Below are 25,705 nucleotides of genomic sequence, written 5' to 3'. Positions count from 1 at the left end.
AGGAGTAATGCTGTATTTAATAGAAGAAACGCAGAAACAGGGAATATCGGAAAGGCAGGTGCGGTATGCAGTTAATAGCGGCGGTAGACAAAAACTGGGCCATCGGGCAGAGAGGACAGATGCTGGTTACCATACCGGCGGATCAGAAGCTGTTCCGTCAGGAGACAATGGGAAAGATTATTGTAATGGGAAGAAAAACCTTCCTCACGCTTCCGGGAGAGCGCCCGTTAGACGGAAGAATCAACCTGATTCTGACGACGGACAGGAACTTTAAGATGAAGGGAGCCGATGTCTGCTACAGTATGGATGAGGCGATGGAAAAACTTGAATGGTATAAAAAAGAACGGGGATTCACGGATCAGGACATTTATATCATCGGAGGCCAGAGCATTTATGAGCAGTTCCTGCCATACTGCGATACGGCCCACATCACATACATCGACTATATATATCAGGCCGATACCTATCTTGTGAATCTGGAAAAAGAGGGATGGATTGTGACCGAGGAAAGCGACGAACAGACCTACTTTGATCTCTGTTATGAGTTCAGAAAATACAGAAGGCCATAGGGGTGATTGTCTGTACAACTCTAAACCGCTTTTCTTATTATAACAGTATTTTTAAAGGGGAAGACATGTTTTTGCTTGTCTTTATAGAGGTGAAGTGGTAAAATGTAGGCAATCTTTTGCATATTTATGTCATTTTCTGCAGAACAGCCCCCAAAACAGCAGAGTTTTACAGGTAATGTTCCAGCAAGGCACAGCAGTATATTTATAAAGTATGCAAAGGCAAAAATACATCGAATAGAACAGAGGAAACAGGAGGAAAAGCATGTACCAGATTTTAAAAGCGGAAAAGCTGGCTGATAAAATTTATCTGATGGTCGTGGAAGCCCCAAGAGTCGCACGTTCCTGCGAACCGGGGGAGTTTGTGATTGTCAAGATAGATGAAGAAGGGGAGAGGGTTCCTCTGACCATTTGTGATTATGACCGGGAGAAGGGAACCGTGACGATTGTCTTCCAGACGGTCGGCGCATCCACGGAACGGATGAGCGGGCTGAAGGCCGGGGACGCCTTCCGCGATTTTGTCGGCCCCCTTGGAAACCCGTCCGAGTTTGTAAAAGAAGACCCGGAGACACTGAAAAAGAAGAAAATCCTTTTTGTCGCCGGAGGAGTCGGCGCCGCCCCTGTGTACCCGCAGGTGAAATGGATGAAGGAGCACGGCATGGACGTGGACGTCATCGTGGGCTCCAAGACAAAGGACCTCCTGATCCTGACGGAAGAGATGGAAAAACAGGCGGGGAACCTTTACATAACGACCGATGACGGAAGCTTTGGCTATAAGGGGATGGTGACGGAGGTCATCACGGACCTGGTGGAGAACCAGGGGAAGAAATACGACACCTGTGTGGCAATCGGCCCGATGATTATGATGAAATTCGTCTGTCTGCTGACAAAGAAGCTGGAAATTCCAACGGTGGTCAGCTTGAACCCGATTATGGTGGACGGGACCGGGATGTGCGGGGCCTGCCGCGTGACGGTGGGTGACAAGGTGAAATTCGCCTGCGTGGACGGCCCGGAATTCGACGGCCATCTGGTAAACTTTGACGAAGCCATGAAACGCCAGCAATTGTACCGCACCCAGGAGGGCCGGGCAATGCTCAGACTTCAGGAGGGGGATACCCACCACGGCGGATGCGGACATTGCGGAGGTGAAGAATAGATGGAAGCAAAGAGAGATATGACGGTAAAGGTCCCGGTAAGGGAACAGGATCCAAAGGTGCGCGCCGCCAACTTTGAGGAGGTATGCCTGGGCTATAACCAGGCGGAGGCCATGGCGGAGGCGGAGCGCTGCTTAAACTGCAAAAATGCAAAGTGCATCGCAGGCTGCCCGGTGTCCATCGACATCCCGGCGTTTATCCAGGAAGTGAAGAACGGGGAGATCGAGGAAGCGGCCAGGGTGATTGCCAAAGCGTCGGCCCTCCCGGCCGTCTGCGGCCGTGTCTGCCCGCAGGAGACGCAGTGTGAAGGCCTCTGCATCAGGGGAATCAAAGGGGAGCCGGTCTCCATCGGCAAACTGGAGCGGTTTGTGGCGGACTGGTCGAGGGAACACGGCTTTGTGCCGGAGGCCCCGGAGAAGACCAACGGGAAAAAGGTGGCCGTGATCGGCTCCGGCCCCTGCGGCCTGACCTGCGCCGGTGACCTGGCAAAGCTGGGATATGAAGTGACCATTTTCGAGGCCCTCCATGAGGCGGGCGGAGTGCTTACTTACGGAATCCCGGAGTTCCGTCTGCCGAAGGCGGATGTGGTCCAGCCGGAGATTGACAACGTAAAGAAGCTGGGCGTCAGGATCGAGACAAACGTGGTAATCGGAAAGTCGGTTACCATCGATGAACTGATGGAAGAGGAAGGGTTCCAGGCCGTATTTATCGGTTCCGGAGCGGGACTTCCGAAATTCATGGGGATCCCGGGGGAGAATGCCAACGGGGTGTTCTCTGCCAACGAGTATCTGACCAGGAGTAACCTGATGAAGGCGTTCCGCGACGATTATGACACACCGCTGATGATCGGGAAAAAAGTGGTGGTAGTCGGCGGCGGAAACGTGGCCATGGATGCGGCCAGGACGGCGCTGCGCCTTGGGGCCGAGGTACATATCGTATACAGGAGAAGTGAGAAGGAGCTGCCGGCCAGGGCAGAGGAAGTCCACCATGCAAAGGAGGAGGGGATTAAGTTCGACCTCCTGACCAACCCGGTGGAGATCCTGACGGATGATAACGGCTGGGTGAGCGGCATCATCTGCCGGAGAATGGAGCTTGGCGAGCCGGATGAATCGGGAAGGAGAAGGCCGGTGGAGCAGGCGGGATCGGATTTTCGGATCGACGCCGACACGGTGATTATGGCGCTTGGAACGTCCCCGAACCCGCTGATCTCCGCCACGACGGAGGGCCTGTCCGTAAACCGCTGGAAATGCATTATCGCCGATGAGAAGGATGGAAAGACGACGAAAGAGGGCGTCTATGCAGGCGGAGATGCCGTGACCGGGGCGGCGACCGTCATCCTTGCCATGGAGGCGGGGCGTGCCGGGGCGCGCGGAATTCACGAGTACCTTTCAGGTAAATAATGATGCGGTTTGCGAAAGCTTTGGCACAACAGCTTGCGCAGCCGGCATTTGTATAAAGTGCAGCCCTGGCCGGAGCTTATTTGTGATGGCCGGGGCTGTTTTGTAATGGTGGAAATAATCGTAACAGCTCAGATAGGTCTGCGCATTTACTGCGCTGACCGTACAAAAAGGTAGTGGCAGCAAGCATTCGGCTCATCGCGTAGCGATTTCATTAGCCGAATGCCGTAATAGTTCATGCTGTCTGAACTGTTACAAATAATCAATTTAGAGGGAAAAAAGATGAATAAAAAGGTAGATTTACTCCATGAGCCGATTCTGCCGGCTCTGACGCGGCTGGCAGTGCCGATTATGGCCACGTCACTGGTTCAGATGGCCTATAATCTGACGGATATGGCATGGATTGGCAGACTGGGAGCCGGCGCGGTGACGGCCGTGGGAACCGCCGGAATGTACAGCTGGCTTTCACAGGGGATTGTGGATCTGGCTAAAATTGGCGGTCAGGTTAAGGTGGCTCACGCGCTGGGCGCCGGCAATGACAGGGAAGCGGCACAGTATGCAAAAGGCGCCATCCAGATGGGGCTTTTGTTTGCTGTGATTTTTGGAATGATTTCACTGTTTGGGGCCAGGCATCTGATTGGTTTTTTCGGGCTTAAGGATCCGGTAATCATAGCAAATTCGGAGAATTACCTGCGCATTGTCTGCGGCCTGATTATTTTTCCCTATATCAACTCGGTGCTGACCGGTATCCTGACGGCCACCGGCGACAGCAAAACGCCGTTTAAGGCCAATGTCATCGGTCTGGCGGCTAATATGGTTCTCGACCCGGTCCTGATCTTTGGAATCGGTCCGTTTCCTGTTCTCGGAGTGGTCGGAGCCGCCATCGCGACGGTGACGGCGCAGATCACGGTTTCCGTCATTTTTATCCTGGCGGTCAGCCGGGATACGGCGCTTTTCAAACAGTTCAGGCTGTTTTCCAGGACGCCAATCCGGTATATAAAGGAGATCGTGACCATCGGATTCCCGGCATCGATACAGAACCTGATCTATGCGGGAATATCGATGATTTTGACGAGACTGGTGACGAGCTGGGGAGATACGGCGGTGGCGATCCAGAGAGTGGGCGGTCAGGTGGAATCCGTCTCCTGGATGGTCGGAGAAGGTTTTGCAGCAGCAGTCAATTCATTTACAGGACAGAATTTCGGCGCAGGAATGTTTAACCGTGTTAAAAAAGGTTATTCAGCAGCAGTAAAAATGATGGGAATATGGGGAATGATGACTACCGCCCTGCTGATTTTCATGGCGAGGCCGATTTTTGGAATATTCATCCATGAACCGGAAGTGCTTCAGGCCGGAGTGGAATATCTTCAAATCCTTGGGCTTTCCCAGTTCTTTATGCTGATAGAGGTGACGTCGGTCGGCGCCTTTGCCGGCCTTGGAAAGACTTCCATCCCATCGGTGTTAAGCATTACGCTGACCTCGGCCAGAATTCCGCTGGCGATTCTGTTTTCCGCCATGGGCCTGGGACTAAACGGCATCTGGTGGGCGCTCACCGTATCCAGCGTGGCAAAGGGAATCATTTTCTACATCGCCTATAAAATAACATTGAAAAAAATGGAAAAAAGGATGGGGATCCCATTACAAAAAACGACGTAAAACTTCAAGAAACGGCCGGTGTTTTTGTGAAAAGTTTTCTGGAAAAAACTATAGACGAATTAAAAGATACGTGAGATAATAAGAACAAGTATGATGTGATAAAATTAACAAAGTACTAACACATTCATTTTGAAAGGAGTCTTAAAATGATCTATTCACACGAAGTTGAAAGTATGTGTCCAGTAGCGCAGGGCGTTAATCACGGTTGTGCTCCGATTCCGGAAGAAGCAAAATGGGTAAAATCCAGAGAGGTGAAAGATATCTCCGGTTTAACCCACGGCGTGGGCTGGTGTGCTCCGCAGCAGGGCGCCTGTAAGCTGACTCTGAATGTAAAAGAGGGAATCATTCAGGAAGCTTTAGTAGAGACAATCGGATGTTCAGGTATGACACACTCCGCAGCCATGGCAGCAGAAATTCTCCCGGGAAGAACCGTTCTGGAGGCGCTGAACACCGACCTTGTCTGTGATGCAATTAATACGGCAATGAGAGAGCTTTTCCTTCAGATCGCATACGGAAGAACACAGAGTGCATTCTCAGAGGATGGTCTTCCAATCGGTGCAGGTCTTGAGGATTTGGGCAAGGGACTTCGTTCTCAGGTTGGTACAATGTATGGAACATTAAAGAAAGGTCCGCGTTACCTGGAGATGGCGGAAGGCTATGTAACAGGAATCGCTCTGGATGACGAGAATCAGATCATCGGTTACCAGTTCGTAAACTTTGGCAAGATGACGGATTTCATTAAGAAGGGCGACGATCCGGCTACTGCATATGAGAAATCCAAAGGCCAGTACGGCCGTGTGGACGACGCTGTGAAGATTATCGATCCGAGACAGGAATAATCGGCGGTTATCACGTGCAGTGAAGGTATTACATAGACAAAGGCTTAACAGCAGGTAAAAATATTCTTATTATTCACAGCCGTTATACCCGGTAAGACGGGGAGCGCTGTTCCGCGAGGTGTGTTACTGTCCGCAGTATTGCCGCATCTTCGGGACTGTGGATAGTGACAAAATATTAAGGAGGATCATAGAGTTATGGCATTATTTGAATCATATGAGAGACGAATTGACAAAATCAATTCCGTATTAAACAGCTATGGCATCGCTTCCATTGAAGAGGCCGAGAAAATCACGAAAGATGCTGGACTGAACGTATATGACCAGGTGAAGAAAATTCAGCCTATCTGCTTTGAGAACGCAGGCTGGGCTTACACAGTAGGCGCTGCCATTGCCATCAAGAAAGGATGCAGAAGAGCGGCGGACGCAGCGGCGGCAATCGGTGAGGGACTTCAGTCCTTCTGTATCCCGGGCTCCGTTGCCGACCAGCGTAAAGTAGGTTTAGGCCACGGCAACCTTGGCAAGATGCTTCTGGAAGAAGAGACCGACTGTTTCTGTTTCCTGGCAGGCCATGAGTCCTTTGCAGCCGCAGAGGGCGCCATCGGTATTGCCGAGAAGGCCAATAAAGTACGTCAGAAACCGCTCCGTGTTATCTTAAACGGACTTGGCAAAGACGCAGCCCAGATCATTTCCCGTATCAACGGCTTTACCTATGTTGAGACGGAGATGGACTACTATACGGGCGAAGTGAAAGAGCTGTGGAGAAAATCCTACTCCGAAGGCTTAAGGGCGAAAGTGAACTGCTACGGCGCAAACGACGTAACAGAAGGCGTTGCCATCATGTGGAAAGAGGGTGTAGACGTTTCCATCACCGGAAACTCCACCAACCCGACAAGATTCCAGCATCCGGTGGCAGGTACTTACAAGAAAGAATGTATTGAAAAAGGCAAGAAGTACTTTTCCGTTGCATCCGGCGGCGGTACAGGCCGTACCCTTCATCCCGACAACATGGCGGCAGGTCCTGCTTCCTACGGTATGACGGATACACTGGGCCGTATGCACTCCGACGCCCAGTTCGCAGGTTCCTCCTCTGTTCCGGCTCACGTTGAGATGATGGGTCTGATCGGCGCAGGCAATAACCCGATGGTCGGAATGACGGTAGCCGTTGCGGTCAGCGTGCAGGAAGCTGCTGAGGCTGGAAAGTTCTAATAAAATTGTAGATTAATGAGATTTCAAAAGACCGCACTAACCTTTAATGGTTGGTGCGGTCTTTTGAAATTGTGGATATATGAATTTCAAAATAGTGATTTTCCATAAATTTTGTACTATACTATCAAGATAAAGGTGGTGGGCAAAATGGACTTATTTATTCCAAAAGAAACCTTAGATATATTATCTTGATGTGCTTGGATTTAGACTTAGGTTTGAGCAATATCCAGAAGAATTTCCAGATTATTTTAGAGTAGTTGATTTGCGAAAAGGAAAAAAGGCTGACGACGGTTATCGCGCCATTCATTTATATTATCAAAGAGATAATCTAGCATATCCGATTGAAATTCAGTTGTGGTGTGGAGAAGATTACTTGTTTAATATTTGGAGTCATAGATATATCTATAAATATAAAGATGCTGAAATGGGAAAGTTACTCTATGAGGAATATGCTGCAAAGATAATTTGCAGTGAACAGGATTTTGTGGAGCGTCTGAAATTTTTGGAAGGTAAAAAGGTTAAATAAAGAGATATTTAACCTCCCTGATTGGAACGCCCGCCAAAGTGGGCAGAAGGGAGCATGAACGGGAGATAAAAAATTTATATTGTGGCAAAAATCTTCGATAAGCAGGGGTGTTTGGCGTATCAATGTAAGACTGTGAATGAGGCACGATGTTTGCCAGGCACACTGGAAGCATTGCGGGCGGATGGTGTGCAGATTGTTATACTTGATAGTCCAGAGATATATTCAGAATATGCCCCTTATTCTTATGTGGAGGATATGAAAAAATTCATAGACATGGTTAGTCAAATGAATCGTGTGGCTTAGGACATAGAAAAGCATTATAAAGTTGTCAATAGTGCCCAGTAGCACACTCATAGCGCACAACTACCCCTAAAATCCTTGAAAATCCAGCCCTCACCGCTTCTATTGAGGAAGCCTCTAAAGCTGGTAAATTTTAAGAAAATGCTGATAGAATAAGATGTTTTGGGTGTGTTTGGTGGTTGGAATAAAAAATTGATAATTACTAAACTATTGATATTTTTCTATTTCTTGACGTAACATGATGTTAGCAGAGAAAAGCGGTTGTGTCCACTGGACGCAAAGCGAAACCCCAAGGAGTTGCACCTCCTTGGTTTTTTTTTAACCGGAAAAACCGTTAAAGGCCTCCTGAACCTTGCTTAAGAACCGCTCTGCGGCTCCCGAAAAAAGCTGGTATTTCTTCCATACAAGATTCAGATGCGATTCCATGCGCGGTTCCAGCGGCCGGAAACAGAGGCGGCTTTCCTCAGATGTGTTGACCAGCTTGTCAAGGCAAATGGCATAGCCCATCCCTTCGTCTACCATGAGAGACGCATTATAGACCAGGTTATAGGTAGCCACAATGTTCAGCTTTTCGTATTCGGTTCCCAGCCATCCGGAAAACAGATTGCTTGTCAGCGTCTGACGTGAGGTGATAATGGGCAGACCGTGCAAATCCTCTGCCCGGATGGCGGCGCGGGCCGCCAGGGGGCAGTCTTTCGGCATCAGGAGGCCCCAGGTATCTGTGGCGGGAAGCTTGATATAGTCATATTTTTTCATATCGGCCGGTTCTATGATGACGCCGAAATCCAACAGTCCCTTATCCAGACGTTCCGTTACATCGTCCGCATTGCCGCTGAACAGGTGGTATCGGATCTGAGGGCAGGATCTCTGCAAATCCGTGGCAATCCTGGCAATATGGCGCATGGCGTCCGTCTCTCCGCCGCCAATATAGATATCTCCGCCGACGGTTTCTCCCGGCGCCATTAACTCAGACTCCGTCTTCTCCACCAGCTCCAAAATTTCAGTTGCCCGCTTGCGTAAGAGCATTCCTTCCTCCGTCAGGGTAATCCTTCTGCTTCCGCGGATTAACAGCTTCTTTCCAATCTCTTCCTCTAAATCCATCAACTGCCGCGACAGGGTGGGCTGTGTCATATGGAGTGATTCTGCCGCCCCGGAGATGCTCTCTTCTCTGGTCACGGCCAGAAAGTAACGTAAAACACGGATATCCATTCTGATTCCTCCTTGATCCCTGCTTGTTTTAACCAGATTATAGCCTGGGAATATATGCCTGTCAAGCATGGAAAAGTATTTAATATAAGCATTTGCTATTATATATGCGGTGAATTATAATCATGCTGAGAGAGGTGATGATATGGCGGACTATATGAGAGATACCGGGGCAGTCATACAAAACTTAAAAGATGCCGGATGTGATAAAGCAGTGGTCGAGGAGTTTTTGGAGTTTGCAAAAGCCGGAGAGAGACAGAAGCAGTTTACCCTTCTGGAAAAGCATAGGAAATCACTGCTGGATAAAGTTCACGGTAAAGAAAAGCAGATTGACTGTCTCGATTTTCTGGCTTTTCAGATGAGAAAAGAGGAGCAGAATCAAGAGGTTAAAAAGGAAAGGAGACGGCTATGAAGTATATGAAAGGAATTTGGGGATTTCTTTACCTGATGGCGCTGGTTTTATCCGTTGCAGGGTGTGCAAAAGCTGCAATGGGGACAACGGCAGAGCCCGAAGAACCTTATACATCGGCCGATTTGAATTATGGCGATGCCGCCAGCTGCGCCACCGCAGAGCAGAAGGACGAAGATGCGGCCGCTCTAATTGCTGCGCCAGACGGCAGTACCGATCCAGTCACGGAAGAAAATAAAAAACAGCAGATCCGTGTTTCGGCAGGTGAGAAAACCGTTGTTTTTGAATTAAATGAAAGTGCGGCGGCTAAAAGCCTGTGCCAGCAGCTTCCATTAACCACAGAGGTGGAAAATTACGGTCAAAATGAGAAAATTTTTTATCTCCCGGAAAATCTCGATATAACAGATACCCCGCAGGCAGCTTCAGGAGCGGGGACGCTGGCCTATTATGCCCCCTGGGGAGATGTGGTCATGTTCTACGGTGACTACAGCCCGAACGGCAAGCTGTATGAACTGGGGCAGGCGGTATCAGGAAGCGGGGAGATCAGCAGTCTTTCAGGAACTTTGCAAATTGAAAAGGCCGGGTAAACAGAAACGGGCTTTAGCAGAACCGTGGATGATTCCTGGGTAAAGGAGAAAAGGAAAATGAGTAAAAAAATATTAGTTATTTCTACCAGCCCACGTATGGGCGGTAATTCGGAGATACTGGCAGATGAGTTTATCAGAGGGGCAAAGGAGGCCGGCCATGAGACGGAGAAAGTCTGTCTTTATGATAAGACGGTTAAGTTCTGTACGGGATGCCTGGCCTGCCAGCATACGGGAAAATGTGTGATTCATGATGACGCGGCCATGATTGTGGAGCGCATGCGCCGGGCCGACGTGCTCGTATTCGCAACACCGGTCTATTTTTACGAAATGTCCGGACAGATGAAAACACTGCTGGACCGGACAAATCCACTTTTCCCGGGAGAATATGTTTTTCGTGATATCTACCTGATGTCAGCCTCTGCCGATGAGGCGGCAGGTTCCATGGACGGTGCGGTGAAAGGTCTGGAAGGTTGGCTCAGCTGTTTTGAGCTCTCACGCCTGGCCGGAGTAGTACGTGGTACGGGAGCCGATAAAAAGGGGGATATTAAGGACCGGCCGGAGGCGTTGGCGGCAGCCTATGAGATGGGAAAGAACGCTTAAGTATTTGAAAATAATCTGGAAGTGTATTCAGGATGATAAAAAAACAAAGTGGTTTATGAAAAGCCCACAGCAGCCATATCAGAAAGGAATCAATTATGATGAAAGAGATCAAACAGGAGTTTTTAACGGGAGAGAGAGCCCTGTTCCACGGAAAAAACTTAAAAATCACCGACACGACCTTTGACGACGGGGAATCTCCGTTAAAAGAAAGCAGTAACATAGAACTGTACCGCAGCATGTTTAAATGGAAATACCCTCTGTGGTACAGCCGGGATATTAAACTGGAAGACTGTGTTATCTTTGAGATGGGGCGCGCAGGAATCTGGTATACGGCAAATATCTCGATGAAAAACTGTATGATTGAGGCTCCAAAGAATTTCCGGCGCACAACCGGGATAAACCTGGAGCAGGTGACCATGCCGAATGCAGGTGAAACCCTGTGGAACTGTGATCAGGTTAAGATGAAGCAGGTGTCGGCAAAGGGAGATTACTTTGCCATGAATAGTAAAAACCTCTATATTGACGGATTTGAACTGGCAGGCAATTATTCCTTTGACGGGGTGAAAAACGTGGAAATCCACCATGCCAGACTGCTCTCCAAGGATGCCTTCTGGAACAGTGAGAATGTGACCGTATACGATTCCTTCATTTCCGGCGAATACCTGGGCTGGAACGCAAAGAACCTGACTCTTATTAACTGTACCGTCGAAAGTAACCAGGGCATGTGCTATATTGAAAATCTGGTAATGAAAAACTGCAGGCTGTTAAATACGACGCTGGCCTTTGAATACTCTACCGTGGACGCAGAAGTGGTGAATACGATTGACAGCGTATTAAATCCCTCGGGAGGAAGAATCCAGGCAGAGGATATCAAAGAGCTGATTATGGACGCTTCCAGGGTCGATGTGACAAAGACGGCTGTCCGGACGGCGGCATTAAAGGAGGCTGTATAATTGGTATACAATTTTGATGTTGTGACCGACCGGCGCGGAACCAATTCCGTAAAATGGGACGTCACGGCACGGGAACTGCCGATGTGGATAGCGGATATGGATTTTGAAACGGCTCCGGAAATCAGGGAAGCGATGAGAAAACGGGTAGAGCATGGAATTTTTGGTTATACCGCGGTGCCGGATGCCTGGCGGGAGGCGGTTGCCGGCTGGTGGGAGCGCCGTCATGGGTTCCGGATGGAAAAGGACTGGATTGTATTCTGTACCGGTGTAGTCCCGGCTATTTCAAGCACGGTCAGGAAGCTAACGGCAGTTGGGGAAAATGTCCTGGTACAGACGCCGGTTTACAACATCTTTTTTAATTCCATCCGGAACAATGGCAGAGGTGTGATTGAAAACAGGCTCTCTTATGACGGAACAAATTACCGGATTGACTGGGAGGACCTGGAGAAGAAGCTGTCGGATCCACAGACAACCCTGATGCTCCTCTGCAATCCCCAGAATCCTGCCGGCTGTATCTGGACCAGGGAAGAGCTTGGCCGTATTGGAACACTCTGCGTGCAGAACCATGTACGTGTGATATCCGATGAGATTCACTGCGATCTGACGGAACCGGGATATGATTATACCCCCTTTGCCTCGGTATCGGAAGAAAATGCGCAGAACAGCATTACCTGTATTGCCCCAACCAAGACATTCAATCTGGCCGGGCTGCAGACCGCCGCGGTGGTGGCTCCGAATGCCGATTTGAGACATAAGACAGAGAGGGCGTTAAATACGGACGAAGTGGCTGAGCCAAATTCCTTTGCAATCGATGCGGCGATTGCGGCCTTTACACGGGGAGATGGCTGGCTGGATGCGCTGCGGGCTTATCTGGCAGAAAACCGCCGGACCGTTGTAACGTTCCTGAAGGATGAGATTGGAGATATAACCCTGGTCCCCTCCCATGCCACTTATTTACTCTGGCTGGACTGCAGCAGGATAGCCGGGGATGCATCGGAACTATGCCGCTATCTGCATCGCGAAACAGGCCTTTATCTGTCAGACGGCATTACATACGGCGGCAATGGAAATCAATTTCTGCGCATGAATATTGCTTGTCCAAAAGGACGCGTCATAGATGGATTAGAGCGTCTGAAAAAGGGGGTAATGGCCTACGAAGCTATACGGAACCATCCAAAAATCCAGCTTGACAAAACGGCATCATTATGCAACAATAGTTACATAACAAGCGTATCATGATGGAATTTTTAAAGAGAGGTGAATCCATATGCCGCCAACAGCCAAAATAACAAAAGATATGATTTTAAACACGGTTTTAGAAATAACAAGAGAAACCGGGTTTGAAACCGTCAATGCGAGGAGTATTGCGGGTAAACTGAACTGTTCTACACGCCCTATTTTCACCTGCTATGAGAATATGGAAGAACTGAAACAGGAATTCCTCGATTATGCGTATGAATTTTACAGTCGGTATGTCATTCATTACAGTAATTCTGTGGATGTCAGTCCCATTTTAGTTCTGCCCCTTTCCTATATTGAATTTGCACGTGAGGAGACGCATTTATTTAAGCTTCTTTTTATAAACGATATGGATTTAAAAATGGAGAAGGCGAAGGATTTCTACGACGAGACTGATAATGAAAAAAGGGCGGCAGTTTTCTCAGAACAGATTGGGATAGAGTTGGAGCGGGGAAAGGTAATCTTTCTGGATTTGTTTCTCTATACCCATGGCATAGCCGTTTTAACGGCGACGAAAAAAATGTTATTGGATCGGAACAGCGCCGAAAAAATGCTGGTAAACGTATTGTCGGCTGTTATCGGGCAGGAAAAGCCGGATTGGAATATCATATGAGAACGAATCAATATGTAATTGACTTTTACAATCACTACGATGAGGACAGGCGGCTTAAGCTGAAGCATGGGACCGTCGAATTTCTTACAACGATGCGTTATATAGAGAAATATATAAAACCGGGTGACCGCGTCCTTGAAATCGGTGCGGGTACCGGCCGGTATTCCCATGCGCTGGCACGGCGGGGATATGATGTCGATGCGGTGGAGCTGGTTGAACATAATATAGAGGTTTTCCGCCAAAATACCATGCCGGACGAAAACATATCGGTAATCCAGGGGAATGCCCTTGATTTATCTGCCTTCCCGGATAACAGATATGACATTACACTGTTATTAGGCCCGCTGTATCATCTCTATAAAAGAGAAGATAAGCTGCAGGCGCTTCGCGAGGCAGTCCGGGTCACAAAGCAGGGAGGCATTATTTTTGCCGCCTATGTGATATCCGACGGCTGTCTTCTTGATGAAGGATTCAACCGGGGCAATATCAGCGTTGCCGATTATATCAAAAGAGGATTGCTGGATTCCCGGACCTTTGCCGCAAAGTCGGAACCCAGGGACTTGTTTGAGCTTGTCCGCAAAGAAGAGATCGATGATTTGATGGCTGAATTGCCGGTAACAAGGCTTCATTACGTTGCGGCCGACGGCTGCGCCTTATTGATGCGTGAAGCGGTGGATGCGATGGATGACGACGCATTCCGGTTATATTTGAATTACCATTTCACCACCTGTGAACGCGATGACATGGTGGGTATTACGAGCCATGCGGTTGACGTGTTACGCAAATAGGCATGTTTATGACGAGGTATTTCGTCGGAAAAAGCTCCGGGGAGATTTGACTTCCGGGAGCTTTTTGAATGCATTTGACAGAAACGGTGTGACAGGAGGAGGGAAAATCCGTGGCAGTTTTCCGACCTGATTATTTTTCGGTACCAGGGGCCGATAAAATCCTCTTATCGAGTTTCGACCTGAAATACCACCCTGTAAATATCATCAGGAGCCCTGTGATAGTAACGACGGTTCTTCCCAGACCATTGGCAGACGACAGGGCGGACAGAAGCAGACCGGTTCCGCCGCCGCTTAAAAAATCACTTATTCTTTTTTCCTTCAACATCTGGGCTTCCCTGTTTAAAACGGAGATGACATTGTTGTCGGCATGCTCCCGGAACGCTTCACTGCTGAGCCGTTCCCCGCTTATAAATTCATTTACACCGATGTCCAGTTCCGTACACAAGGACTGGATTGTCGATAAGTCAGGCATATAATTGCCTGTTTCCCACCGGGAGACGGTCTTATTGGTAACGCCGAGTTTTTCTGCGAGTTCTGCCTGGGTCATTCCTTTTTCCCTGCGGACCTCCGATATAAAACTTCCGATTTTCTTCTGGTTCATTCAAATCACCACCCTGTTTTTAATAAGAGAATACCATAGAAACGCTGTTTTGTCTTCCCCATGAAAAGCGAATGGACATGAAAGGCGCTGCATTGTTACCGTTTACGCGGTATTTGGTAAACTAGCAGAGCACGTTGATGCACCAGATGATTCATCCGCTTTCAGAGGGAATTTTAGCCTTTTTGTCCTTTTCGTATTAACCATGACATGACGTTGTCATGGTTAGTACAATATAATAAACTTGTGGGAGCAGAAACCGGTAAGTGGGAATGACTTGTGAAAACAGGGGAATTGGGTGAGGCGGAAAGCGTCAGGAACCGATGGGATGCAAAGGCAGATAAACTGCCGGGAACTACAGGAGGTGTAAGTTTGCAGGAGAGCAGACTGTTTCAAATACTGTATTACCTGCTGGAGCGGGGACATGCGACGGCGCCCGAATTAGCGGAAAAATTCGATGTGTCCGTCCGGAGTCTGTGCGCCGCAGGCTGACAGAGCGGTGTGAAGCCGCGCTGAATCACCACAAAGGAGTGAAACGATGAATATTAAAAAAGAACTGGAAATAACAGTCGGGATAACGGATGGCCTATATCTCAATGACATCGAGATTGATCCGTCGGCGGTGAAAGCGATGATGATCAATGAGGTGGTCCCGGCGGACCCGCTTCAGGACTTTTACGGACCTGCGGATGCCGATTACATGAAAACCACAATTCCCCTTTTTCAGGATGCGGGGGCGGCGGTAACGTCCATTCAGGATATCTTGCAGAAGGGGATTTATATAACGAATGCGGTTAAAATCCCTAAGACGGAGTATGCCGTAGAGAAAAGCAGCATTGAAAAAAGCCTGCCCTGTCTGGAAAAGGAGATTGCCCTGTTTCCCAACCTTATGGTCATCATGCTGATGGGGGATGTGGCGAAGAAAGCTTTTAATGCGATTACAAAAAAAGCGGCAAAGAAGAACGCAGTTCCGGCTGTCTCCACGTACAAGTTAAGAAATACCGAGCTTTATTACGGTAATATCAGGATATTGCCGTCTTACATCATGACGGGAGGCAATATCCTGATTGAAAAGTCAAAAGCGCAGATGGCTGCCGAGGACATAGCGACTATGTTAAAGATTATCTCATAATCTGATTTCCCTATTCACTGCAGCCGCCCATCTCATAGAGAAGGGCAATCATATGTTTGATGGATTCTTTATAATCCAGGAGGCGTATGTTTTCATCCGGGGCATGGTGGTTTCCGTCGGTATTTCCGGGGCCTGCCCCAACGATGGGCATCTGGGGCCATGCACGGTGGAAATAGATGGCTGGGCCTCCGCCGAGCTGTGTCGGTTCAATGACCATGGGCTCCCGGTATACCTTCGCGGCCGCACGGATGAGCTGATCTTTGAATGGAATATCGACCGGCGTTCGGACCGGAGTGTTTACTCCGCGGGCTGATATCATGATATCGGAGAAGCCGCGGCGGTCCAGGTGCTCCCGGAACTGGCGCTCCACCTTTTTGGGATCCTGGTTGGCGACAAGGTAAAAGGAGACCCTGGCCGAGGCTTTGTGCGGTACAATCCCGCGGACTCCGTTGTACATTTCCCCGGCCTCCAGGCCGCATATGGAAATGGAGGGCTCCATATAAATCTGTTTTTTTAACTGAAGGCCCGTGGCGTCCCTGAGAAAGGACCCGAGCTTCATCTTGTTCTTCAAATCCTCCTCATCGTAGGGAAATGATTCCAGAATTTTTTCGTCGTCCCCGGTAACAGGGAGCACGTCGTCGTAGAAACCGTCGATGGCTATCCGCTCGTCCTCGTTTTTGAGGCTTGCGAGAGCCCAGACAAGACGCCAGGAGGCGCTGGGGATTACGGTTCCCATTCTGGCATGGACATCCTTTGCCGATGTCTCCACGGACAGGTCGAAACTGATGCTGCCGCGCACGCCGAAGCGGGCCCACGGACGTCCTTTGCTGTCTTTGCGTCCGTTTTCCCACAGGCAGGCGTCGGCTTTCGTGAGTTCACGAAAAAGTTCCGGCTGCCGGGCTGCAAATTTACCCAGGGAAGGGCTGCTGGTTTCTTCATCTCCCTCGAAAAAGAATTTTACATTGACCGGAAGCTCCCCCGTGACCGCAAGAACGGCCTGAATGGCCTGGATGCGGGACAGAAGAGGCCCTTTATTGTCGGAAACTCCCCTGGCGTACATGACCTCGTCACGGATTTCAGGAATAAAGGGAGAGGAACTCCAAAGTTCCTTTTTTCCTTCCTGGACAACGTCATAATGGTTATAAAAGAGCAGAGTGGGAAGCGGATTCTCAGAGGTGTTGATTTGCGGTGAGCTTCCCGTCTGCGGTATTTCCCGTATTTTTCGTGATATTCCGGCCATACCGGCGGATATGACGGCGTTTCCGCCTTCAACCGGATGACATCGGTGAGGAATGTTTAAGCGGCCTAATTTGTTTAAAATCCATTCCCTTGTCTGCAAAAGACCCTGCTCGTCCCCGGCGGCGCTGCGGTAGGAACAGAGTTCTACAAGTTCTTCCACCATCTCTCCAAAATGTTGATCAACATAGTCAAAAATTTCCTGCAACACGTTTTCCATAACGACCTCCATAAAACCTTCCTGTACTGGATATAATAACAGTACTGTTCACTTTCACTGCGCCCCATTATAGTAAATAAACGGCCTGTGATCGACAGGATTCATTACAGTGTAACAAAAGTTACACGGATGTCGCAGAAATTTTAATGAAGAAGCGGTGGAAACCGGAGAAATCATAAAAACCGCAGAGGCGGCAAAAAACGGAAAAGTCATAGAGACTGAAGAACCGCAGAACTAAAGTAACCGCAGAAACGCCGCCGGACCAGGAGGGCGTCCGGCGGCGTTCAGCAGTCTGTTATATGGTCTTTACTAATCTGTATCCTCTTATTAACCACCCGGAGAAATCCTTCCTGGGCGAGTTCACTTACGAAGCGGCTGACCGTCACACGGTTGCTTCCGATGATGGAGGCAATGTCTCTATGGTAATAATCATGGGACAGGGGATACCATTCGCCGTCCGCGCTGGAGGACGGATCGGACAGCATGATAAACAGTTTTTTGAGGCGGTCTTTGGTGCGTTCCAGGATGACGCTTTCCAGTTCCCTCTGCAGATATGCCCTCTTGGCGCTGATGCTGTTAATCAGGGCGTTGCGGAACACGGGCTTTTCGATCAGGGTCCGGTAGACGTTCCGGTCAATCCGGTACAGGGTCAGCGGCGTCCTGGCCCAGGAGTAACGCTCTGCGATTCTTATATCGGCGCCGTCACTGAACAGGCCTTCCGCGAGAAACCAGCCGTCCGTCAATATGTAGGAAAGCTTTTCCTGCCCGTCCCCGTTGAACATCGTATGGGCGCTCTGGCCTGTATACAGATAGGAGATTTCCCGGAGGATGTCGCCCGGTTTTACATAGTAGGTCCCCTGCGGGATATCCTCGCGTCGGGCATACCGTTCTATCAGGAGCTTTAGTTCTTCATTTTCCCGGGGTTCAAAATTTACACAATATTCTCTATCCACACCTTCACCTCGAAATTCGTCTGTCTGCGGTCTCTGCCGGTTCAAATCTGTCGTTTGTACTACTGGAAAATTCTATCATTGAATGGACTGCCCGTCAAGAAACGGCTTGGGGAAGTGGTGTAACAAAAGTTACACTGTTACAAATTTTGTTGAGATGCCCCGGGCGTATCTGATATAGTTTTCGCTATCAAAAGCAAAGGAGAAGAGGGGAAGATGAGTAACGAGTCGAAAAAGAAAATCCAAATCCCGCATGTATTTGTCATCCTGGTGATGCTTGTGGTAATCGTGACGGCAATGACGTATTTTGTGCCGGCAGGAGAGTATGCCAGGATTGAAAACGCCGCTACGGGAAAGAAGATGGTGGATCCGGGATCATTTGCCTGGGTAGCGCAGAATCCAATCAGTTTCTTAAAGATACCCAACTATATTGTGAAGGCGCTGTCGGGCTCCAGTCTGATTTGGATGACCATTTTCAGCGCGGCCTCAATTGAAGTGCTGCTGGCTACGGGGGCATTTGACGCGGCTATCAACAGGATGATCCACAAATACAAAAACAGCGAAAGAATGCTTTTAATCGTCACGATTGTTGTATTCGGGATTTACGGGATGAGGCAGAATCCGGTCGGCATGGTGGGATTTATACCGATTCTTGTGCTGTTCTGCCGTATGTGCGGCTATGATGCGATTGTGGCGTCCGCCATCATCATCCTGGCGGCGGGAGGCAGCCAGAGCATCGGCCCCGTGGCCCCGGCGACGACGGCAATTGCCCAGGGATTTGCAGACCTCCCGATCTTTTCGGGAATTGGATACCGTCTTGTACTGTGTGCGGTGCTCCTCGTGGTCAACGGGTATTTCATCGTGTCATATGCCATGAAGGTCAAGAAAAATCCGAAGGACAGCATCATATTCGAGATAGAGGAGGAAGCCAGAAAGGGCGGATACGACTTAAGCATCGACAAAGAACAGACGGTTTCCAGGCGCCAAATCGCGGTGCTTCTTGTGTTTCTGGCAAGCACGGCGCTCCAGGTATACGGCGGAATCAAGCTCGGATGGGGCAATACGGAGACTGCGGTGCAGTTTGTATGGCTCGCGGTAATCGGCGGCCTCGCCGGAGGATTGTCCCCCAGCGATATTTCAAAGAGATTCAGTAAAGGCGCGGCTAAAATGATGACTGCGGCCATCATGATCGGCATTGCAACGGCAATCTCCAGTATCCTGACGGAGGGTAAAATCATCGATACGATTGTCAATGCGATTGCGGGAGTGCTGATGGCATGCCCGGCATTCCTTCAGGGTCCGCTGATGTTCTTTGCCAACCTGATTATCAATGTGTTTATTCCGTCCGGTTCGGGACAGGCGGCGGCCGTGATGCCTTTAATGACCCCGGTGGCGGATCTGATTGGCATGACGAGGCAGTCCGTTGTACTGGCATTTAATTTCGGTGACGGCCTGGGGAATTATATCCTGCCGATGTCGTCCGCACTGATGGCCAATCTGATGGCTGCGGGAGTTCCTTACGACAAATGGATGAAATTCATGGGCAGGATTTTTGCCTCCTGGATCGTCATATCATGTGTGGGTATGGTGATCGCCCAGGTAATCCACTACGGTCCATTCTGATGGAGTGTGTAAGATGAAACAGACAGAGACAGAACTGTTAAATGAAATCAGCAGAGAAAATCTGCTGGAAACGGTGGAACGGTTTAATGGGCTGTTCCGTTACAGCGGCACGGAAGATGGAGAAAAAGCGGCTGGATACCTGAAAGAGAAGCTGGACTGCTATGGTGTTCCGTATGAGCTTTGTGAATATGAGGGATTCTTCAGTAATCCCGTGTCCGCAGAGGTGACGGTGGAGGGAAAACAATACCGTCTTGTCGGAGATGTTTACAGTGAGGAAGCCGACGGACTATCCGGAGAGCTGTATTACGACTTTCCGTGCAGGGAGAAAAAACAGCCGCAAAGGCAGGAACATGAACGTTTCGGTGCATTTTCCGGCAAAATCGTCCTGACCTGGGATGGAAAGGGGGATTTCGCAAGAAAAGCCCTGGATGCCGGAGCGCTGGCGGTTCTACATATCTGCAGCACGAAGGGCGGCTATATCCATCACAGCAATATCGGAAGTGTCTGGGGGACGTCTGGGCTTGACGAAGCCGTTTATATGCGTTTTCTTCCGTCGGCCGGAATCAGCCGGGAGGACGGGGAGGAGTTAATCGGACTTCTGGCAAAAGGTAAACGGGAAGCCGTGCTTTCGATTAAGATGGACACCGGAATCAGGAAAAGTACGATGGTTATCGCCGACATACCCGGAACAAGTGAAAACTTTGTCCTGGTGTCAGGGCACTATGATTCCTGGTATGAGGGAATTACCGATAATGCCGTCAGCGATGCGATTCTTCTGGAGTATGCACGGATTCTGAATCAACGCCGCGGCCTCCTGCGCCGCGGAATCAGGATTGCCTGGTGGTCGGGCCATTCCGACGGACGTTTTTCCGGTTCGGCCTGGTACTGCGACAGCCATTACAGGCAGCTTAAAAAGCACTGTGTAGCCCATATCAACCTGGATTTGACGGGATGCAGAAATGCGGAGCGGATCGTGGCGCGCACCGCCGGTACGGAGGGACTTGATTTTACCGGAAAACTGATTGAGAAATACACGGGAAAACGGCCCGACGCCTACGTTCCGATGATACGCGGCGCGGACCAGTCCTTCTGGGGAACCGATATCCCCATCACCATTATGTTAAAGTATGAGCCGGAAAAGGACAGGCGTCTGTCGGACTGTCCCAGCGGAGGCCCATGGTGGCACACGCCGGAGGACACGCTCGACAAGCTGGATGAGACAATCATGATGCGTGATGCCGGGATCAATCTGGAACTGATCAAAGCCATTGAGGGGGCTGAGATCCTGCCGGTCAACATCCCGGAATTTACCCGCGATATGGACGAACGGCTGAACCGGATTCTGGCTTCATTAACAAAAGACTTTGACGGCTGTGAAATCAGAGAAGTATGGCAGAGAGCCAAAGAGAGCCTGACTGCATTTGAGGGAATGACAGAAAAGGGTCTGGCAGAAGATTTAGATATAAAGGCGGTTGTGGGAAAGGCGCTCCACCTGTTTTACTGCAGGAAAGACGCCTATACCCACGACTGCGGATGCCCGTTCGGGGTATTTGCCGACATAGCGCAGTTTGGAGGAATTACCAGGGATAACACAGAGAGAGAATATTATCTGATGGCCCAAACTGACTTTATGCGGTACAAAAACCGGCTGTGCAATGGATTGGAAGAGATGATAACATATATAGAAGGCATGACCCTGCGCAGATAGAGGCGCGCCGGAACTGCCTTCAGACAGGGAACTTTGCCGCAGCAGGAGTAGGATTCTGCTGCGGCAAAGTTCCCTTTTTGGGTTTGGGTGAGATGAGAGGACGCCTCTGAAAGACGGCGGACGGGGTAGTGGGTTGGATGGATGAGTCTTCAGTCCCGGTTTATAGGTTGTGGTGAGGGGGAATCCGGAGAAAGACTTTCCTGCGGGGACACGCTCCCGCTTGTGAAGCGCACAGCGGATGCTAGGCTCGAAAGGACCTCGCCAAGCACCGGCGGGCTTCAAGGTCACCCTTCGGAAAGTTTTTCTCCTCCTTCCCCCGGGCAGGTTATCGACGGGACTGAAGACTCAGCGAAGGCTGTTGCCCCGTCCGCCGGCTTCAGGGCTGATTGTCTCTTTCGTCAAGTAAGGGGGAGGTATTGTCGCGGCCACTATGTAGTCGTGAATCTTTTACCTTATGAAGGTATTTCGGGCTGGATTCAGAGAAAAATCCAAAGCTATATTTAATGATGAATCAAAAAATTCAATAGTTATTAAAGGATAGGTCAGGCACTAAAACTCAGACTCATCAATTGAATACCATATAGAAGTATTCTCCCGGGATTCGGGGAAACGTAGTGGCAGCGACAATCCCTCCCCCCTTTGAAGGAATAAGAACAATTCAGCGGCCGCAGGCCGGAGTCCGGGGTGGCGAAAACCTTCGCGTCTTCAGTCCCGGGCCATAACCTTCCCGTGGGGAATCCGGGAGAAAAAGATTCCGCAGGGAACCTGAAGTTCATCGGCACTTACCGAGGTTTTTTCGAGGTTAGTACCGTTATGCACTTCGAAGAGCGCAAGCGTTTCCCGAAGGAACTTTTTCTGCCCGGATTCCCCACCCGCGACAACCTTCATCCCGGGACTGAAGACTCACAACCTCCCCTCACCATCCCGAACCCCGACCTAACGGCGGCGTTCTCATTTTCACCCACCATCACGTCATATCATCCCGCAGCGCATCAATAATATTCTCCTTCCGAATCTTCCCCGTAGCATACAGCATGGTAATAAATATCACAAAGAATACGCCGAGCACGCAGACCGCGATACTGCCCCAGGGAAAAATATACCTGATTTCCCCGCCCCCGAGTACCATCCCCCTGTAAATCAGCCAGGACAAAACACCCGAGATTGGCAGTCCGAACAGCAGTGTCCTTATACCGTAAAGAGCGCACTCAAAACGCATCATCCGGTTGAAAGAGCGGTCGGACAGTCCCACGGAGCGGAGCATGGCCAGTTCCCGTCTTCTCAGCCTGATGTTGGTGGAAATCGTATTGAACACATTGGCCGTTCCAATCAGCGAGATCATGATGACAAACACAACGGTGAACAGATTTACAATAAATAGAATATTGCGGTTTTCCTCCAGCACGGCATGGAGGTTGAACAGGTTGTAGCTGGAAGTAAGGCCGGCTCCGTCGATCATGGCCTGCATCTGTGCGGCAGACAGGCCGGGAGTCTTGGACCAGAAGGTGAAGGCCTGCCGTTCTGGCGCACCCAGAAGGTCAAACTGCGGTTTCGCCGTGTAAGGGGCAACAACCATTAAAACGTAGTCCCTTTTTACAGGCGGATCGAGAGGCGGTGGATCCAGCGGGTAGGTGTCGGCAAAAAGCGTATGGATTGTCCGGGCCGCTTCCCCGGATTCGCTGCGGATCGTGAAATCCATGGTTTTGTTTTTGAAAATATCAATATTGCCCGGCTTTTTTCCAACAATGATCATGGCTTCATTCTGTCCGCTGGAATTTGATGCGGGCAGGCCGAGACTCTCAAGAAAGTCTCCATAGATGTCCTCCTCGATAAACTGGACATCCATTGACAGGTTTACCGTTTTACAGTTCGCGTCTAATCCCTGGGATTCCAGGTAAGAGTCCCGGAATTCCGTTGTAAAATCACCCGTATCCACCTCGCAGGTATAGGTTGAGACGGCCTGATGGGTACTTCTGTAGACACCGGCGGCGGTTTCCATTTCGCCGTATAGACGGAGCAGTTCATTTTCATCCGTATCCTTTGTATAGAACACGACATCCCCGTCCATTTCCACGGCCGACTGATTGGCAATCCCGTTTAAATTCATTGCAAAGGAACTTGTCGATACAAACAGTACGACGCTTAAGGTGAGTGACAGGACAATACTGCGGTAACGTCTCTTGTTCCGCTTGAAATTTTTCAGTGCAAGAGTTCCTTCAAGACCGTATAAGTTTCCCGCGAATTTTGATGTCTTCACGGCTCCCGGTTCGACCTTTATCTCGTTGGTCTGGCAGATGCATTCCATCACGGGAGTGCGGGCGGCTTTCCTTGCCGGAATATAAGCGGATATCAGAATCGTAATCATGCTGATGACCGCGGCGGCGCAGATTGCGGGCAGGGATATACACAGGGTCAGGGGAACGCTGTCATACATAACGGCCCCAAAATTACCGGCCACCAGGGAAATCACAAACTGGATGCTGGGTATCCCGATCAGGATGCCGAGCGGTATCCCGATTGCGCCGATTACCAGTCCCTCAAATAAAACGGAGCTGCGAAGCTGTTTTTCCGTGGCTCCCACCGACATGAGAATTCCAAACTGGTGTGTGCGCTCATTGAGAGAGATATTAAATGAATTATAAATGAGAAATACGGAGCCTGTCATAACCAGGGCGATTAAAATGGCGCCGGTTGAATAGAGCAGCGTATTAAACAGTGTGTCATCCGAGATTCCCATAAACCGGAGCACGTCGTCATTGAGCACGTAGGACAGCCCTCCGGCTGTGCCGTCTGCATAGGCGCGGACACTGTGCGGATTTTTCAGCGTGATAAAGGCGCTCAGGCAATTCCCGGGAGCGGCTGAATCCGCTATTGTTATCAGCGTATATCCGGGGGCGGAGCGCTCCTCAAACGCGGGCCTCTGGAAGATTCCGACGACCTTATAGGTCCGGACTGCCTCAGGGTTCAGCGTTTCCTCCCCGGGACGGTAGGGATCGTGCTGGCTGAGTGTGAGATTTCCCATCTGCCGTGTTCCGACCGGCACGATAAGGGTGTCGCCGATCGAAATCTTTACGCCTCCGTTGGCCGCAACGTGCGCCGGGACCAGGATTTCGCCGCTGTTTTCCGGCAGTCTTCCCGAGAGAAGATGGACCGGAAGCATATCAAAGGTTTCACGGTTGAAACCCGCGATAAATAAATACGGTTTGTCGGGATTGATCCCGCCTTCCAGCGAAGCGTAGCCGATATTTTCAAAGAAGGAAGCGTTTTTAATCCTGTCGTCTGCGGCCTGTTCCTGTACGAAAGAGGAGTCAGCGCCGTAAAACTCAACGTGCCAGTCCCCGGTTTTTTCGATGGCCCCATTAATCAGATAAGTCTGCAGTGACACGGAAAAGGTAGCGACCGCCGTAATCAGGGCGGCCGACAGCGCCACTCCTGCTATGGTCACAAGCGTCCTGGCACGGTTCTTCCTTAGTCCCTGCAGGGCTACTTTATCAAAAATATTCATGAATTTTCCACCTGCCTCTCATCCCGGACCACCCTGCCGTCGGCGATGGTGATAATGCGGTCCGCCTGCAGGGCGATATTTTCATCGTGGGTGACGATAATCAGTGTCTGATGGTATTTTTTGTGGCTCTCCTTCAGCAGATGGATGATTTCCTTGCCGTTGCGGCTGTCCAGGCTGCCCGTCGGCTCATCCGCCAGCATGACGGCCGGTGCGTTCATCAGGGCGCGGCCGATGGCGACACGCTGCTGCTGGCCGCCGGAAAGCTGGTTGGGCAGATGGGTTTTCCGCTCCTGAAGCCCCAGAAGATCAAGCAGGTCATTTAGCCGTTCCTCATTCACCTTTCTCCGATCCATCAGAATGGGAAGGGTAATATTTTCCACCACATTCAGGGTAGGGATGAGATTATGGAACTGGTAAATCAGTCCGACCTGCCTCCGGCGGAACACGGCGAGTTTTTCATTGCTTTTGGCATAGACGTCCTGTCCATCCAGAAATATTTTACCGTCCGTCGGCACATCCACACCGGCAATCGCGTGAAGAAGCGTGGATTTACCGGAACCGGAGGAGCCGATGATGGCGGTGAATTCTCCTTTATCAATCGTAAGGTTTACATGGTCGAGGGCGGTTACCTGGTTTTCCCCTCTGCCGTAAACCTTGCATAAATTTTCTATTTTTAAAAATTCCATTTTGTGTC

General features: G+C 50.0%; 24 protein-coding genes and 1 pseudogene. 19 read left to right on the top strand and 6 right to left on the bottom strand.

From position 1 onward, the window contains the following. The first annotated feature begins 65 nt into the window (after positions 1-65). The 8 genes from V3C10_15745 (at position 66) to V3C10_15710 (ending at position 7,647) form a co-directional block, all read left to right on the top strand. Positions 66-569, top strand: a complete 504-nt coding sequence (locus V3C10_15745) for a dihydrofolate reductase (protein WVP60756.1) — start codon at positions 66-68, stop codon at positions 567-569. 262 nt (positions 570-831) lie between these two features. Then, positions 832-1,722 (top strand): sulfide/dihydroorotate dehydrogenase-like FAD/NAD-binding protein, encoded by an 891-nt coding sequence (locus V3C10_15740; protein ID WVP60755.1) that lies wholly within the window; start codon positions 832-834, stop codon positions 1,720-1,722. Then, positions 1,723-3,120: an NADPH-dependent glutamate synthase gene (gene gltA / locus V3C10_15735; GenBank protein WVP60754.1), complete on the top strand. Its 1,398-nt coding sequence runs from the start codon at positions 1,723-1,725 to the stop codon at positions 3,118-3,120. It begins immediately after the preceding gene. A 279-nt stretch (positions 3,121-3,399) separates the two neighbouring features. After that, positions 3,400-4,773, top strand: a complete 1,374-nt coding sequence (locus tag V3C10_15730) for an MATE family efflux transporter (GenBank protein WVP60753.1) — start codon at positions 3,400-3,402, stop codon at positions 4,771-4,773. A gap of 146 nt (positions 4,774-4,919) precedes the next feature. Further along, on the top strand, positions 4,920-5,612 hold the full coding sequence (locus tag V3C10_15725) for a hypothetical protein (GenBank protein WVP60752.1): 693 nt from the start codon (positions 4,920-4,922) through the stop codon (positions 5,610-5,612). 195 nt (positions 5,613-5,807) lie between these two features. Further along, positions 5,808-6,818 (top strand): GGGtGRT protein, encoded by a 1,011-nt coding sequence (locus V3C10_15720; protein ID WVP60751.1) that lies wholly within the window; start codon positions 5,808-5,810, stop codon positions 6,816-6,818. A gap of 193 nt (positions 6,819-7,011) precedes the next feature. After that, positions 7,012-7,344: a hypothetical protein gene (locus tag V3C10_15715; protein WVP60750.1), complete on the top strand. Its 333-nt coding sequence runs from the start codon at positions 7,012-7,014 to the stop codon at positions 7,342-7,344. A gap of 81 nt (positions 7,345-7,425) precedes the next feature. After that, positions 7,426-7,647 (top strand): DUF6718 family protein, encoded by a 222-nt coding sequence (locus V3C10_15710; GenBank protein ID WVP60749.1) that lies wholly within the window; start codon positions 7,426-7,428, stop codon positions 7,645-7,647. Between the two features lie 315 nt (positions 7,648-7,962). On the opposite strand, the gene V3C10_15705 is transcribed toward V3C10_15710, so the two are convergent. Further along, on the bottom strand, positions 7,963-8,853 hold the full coding sequence (locus V3C10_15705; GenBank protein WVP60748.1) for a LysR family transcriptional regulator: 891 nt from the start codon (positions 8,851-8,853) through the stop codon (positions 7,963-7,965). A 142-nt stretch (positions 8,854-8,995) separates the two neighbouring features. On the opposite strand from V3C10_15705, the gene V3C10_15700 reads away from it, so the two are divergent. The 7 genes from V3C10_15700 (at position 8,996) to V3C10_15670 (ending at position 14,039) form a co-directional block, all read left to right on the top strand. Continuing rightward, entirely contained in the window at positions 8,996-9,262 is a 267-nt protein-coding gene (locus V3C10_15700; GenBank protein WVP60747.1) for a hypothetical protein, read from the top strand. Continuing rightward, positions 9,259-9,846, top strand: coding sequence for a cyclophilin-like fold protein (locus tag V3C10_15695; GenBank protein WVP60746.1), 588 nt, complete (start codon positions 9,259-9,261; stop codon positions 9,844-9,846). Before V3C10_15700 ends, V3C10_15695 begins: the two co-directional genes overlap by 4 nt. Positions 9,847-9,903: 57 nt before the next feature. Then, positions 9,904-10,446: a flavodoxin family protein gene (locus V3C10_15690; protein ID WVP60745.1), complete on the top strand. Its 543-nt coding sequence runs from the start codon at positions 9,904-9,906 to the stop codon at positions 10,444-10,446. A gap of 98 nt (positions 10,447-10,544) precedes the next feature. Then, entirely contained in the window at positions 10,545-11,399 is an 855-nt protein-coding gene (locus V3C10_15685; protein ID WVP64640.1) for a DUF3737 family protein, read from the top strand. Continuing rightward, positions 11,400-12,638, top strand: coding sequence for a MalY/PatB family protein (locus tag V3C10_15680; GenBank protein WVP60744.1), 1,239 nt, complete (start codon positions 11,400-11,402; stop codon positions 12,636-12,638). 28 nt (positions 12,639-12,666) lie between these two features. Then, a complete protein-coding gene (locus V3C10_15675; GenBank protein WVP60743.1) occupies positions 12,667-13,251 on the top strand; it encodes a TetR/AcrR family transcriptional regulator in 585 nt (194 codons plus the stop codon). Next, positions 13,248-14,039, top strand: a complete 792-nt coding sequence (locus tag V3C10_15670; GenBank protein WVP60742.1) for a class I SAM-dependent methyltransferase — start codon at positions 13,248-13,250, stop codon at positions 14,037-14,039. The genes V3C10_15675 and V3C10_15670 overlap by 4 nt, the downstream gene beginning before the upstream one ends. Positions 14,040-14,169: 130 nt before the next feature. On the opposite strand, the gene V3C10_15665 is transcribed toward V3C10_15670, so the two are convergent. Next, positions 14,170-14,640 (bottom strand): helix-turn-helix transcriptional regulator, encoded by a 471-nt coding sequence (locus V3C10_15665; protein WVP60741.1) that lies wholly within the window; start codon positions 14,638-14,640, stop codon positions 14,170-14,172. Positions 14,641-15,009: 369 nt separating this feature from the next. On the opposite strand from V3C10_15665, the pseudogene V3C10_15660 reads away from it, so the two are divergent. Continuing rightward, positions 15,010-15,114, top strand: a pseudogene (locus V3C10_15660) (HTH domain-containing protein). Between the two features lie 61 nt (positions 15,115-15,175). Next, a complete protein-coding gene (locus V3C10_15655) occupies positions 15,176-15,769 on the top strand; it encodes a uracil-DNA glycosylase family protein (protein WVP60740.1) in 594 nt (197 codons plus the stop codon). Positions 15,770-15,779: 10 nt separating this feature from the next. Here the strand turns inward: V3C10_15655 and V3C10_15650 are convergent, their stop codons facing one another. Both V3C10_15650 and V3C10_15645 read right to left on the bottom strand, forming a co-directional pair. After that, positions 15,780-17,225, bottom strand: a complete 1,446-nt coding sequence (locus V3C10_15650; protein WVP60739.1) for a M20/M25/M40 family metallo-hydrolase — start codon at positions 17,223-17,225, stop codon at positions 15,780-15,782. A gap of 284 nt (positions 17,226-17,509) precedes the next feature. Next, positions 17,510-18,178, bottom strand: a complete 669-nt coding sequence (locus V3C10_15645) for a Crp/Fnr family transcriptional regulator (GenBank protein WVP60738.1) — start codon at positions 18,176-18,178, stop codon at positions 17,510-17,512. A gap of 213 nt (positions 18,179-18,391) precedes the next feature. Between V3C10_15645 and V3C10_15640 the strand changes: the two genes are divergently transcribed. Both V3C10_15640 and V3C10_15635 read left to right on the top strand, forming a co-directional pair. Next, positions 18,392-19,798 (top strand): TIGR00366 family protein, encoded by a 1,407-nt coding sequence (locus tag V3C10_15640; GenBank protein ID WVP60737.1) that lies wholly within the window; start codon positions 18,392-18,394, stop codon positions 19,796-19,798. Positions 19,799-19,811: 13 nt separating this feature from the next. Continuing rightward, positions 19,812-21,506 carry a M28 family peptidase gene (locus tag V3C10_15635; GenBank protein WVP60736.1) on the top strand — a complete coding sequence of 565 codons (1,695 nt, stop codon included), beginning with the start codon at positions 19,812-19,814 and terminating at the stop codon, positions 21,504-21,506. 967 nt (positions 21,507-22,473) lie between these two features. Here V3C10_15635 and V3C10_15630 read toward each other — a convergent pair. Further along, the gene (locus tag V3C10_15630) at positions 22,474-25,011 is read right to left on the bottom strand and encodes an FtsX-like permease family protein (protein WVP60735.1); all 2,538 of its coding nucleotides are present in this window, start codon (positions 25,009-25,011) and stop codon (positions 22,474-22,476) included. After that, positions 25,008-25,697, bottom strand: a complete 690-nt coding sequence (locus V3C10_15625; GenBank protein WVP60734.1) for an ABC transporter ATP-binding protein — start codon at positions 25,695-25,697, stop codon at positions 25,008-25,010. Before V3C10_15625 ends, V3C10_15630 begins: the two co-directional genes overlap by 4 nt. Positions 25,698-25,705 lie beyond the last annotated feature (8 nt).

Source organism: [Clostridium] symbiosum, assembly GCA_036419695.1.
GTDB classification, from domain to species: Bacteria; Bacillota; Clostridia; order Lachnospirales; family Lachnospiraceae; genus Otoolea; species Otoolea symbiosa_A.
Note: the sequence above shows the minus strand (reverse complement) of the source record. Positions and strands in the feature narration are given on the sequence as shown.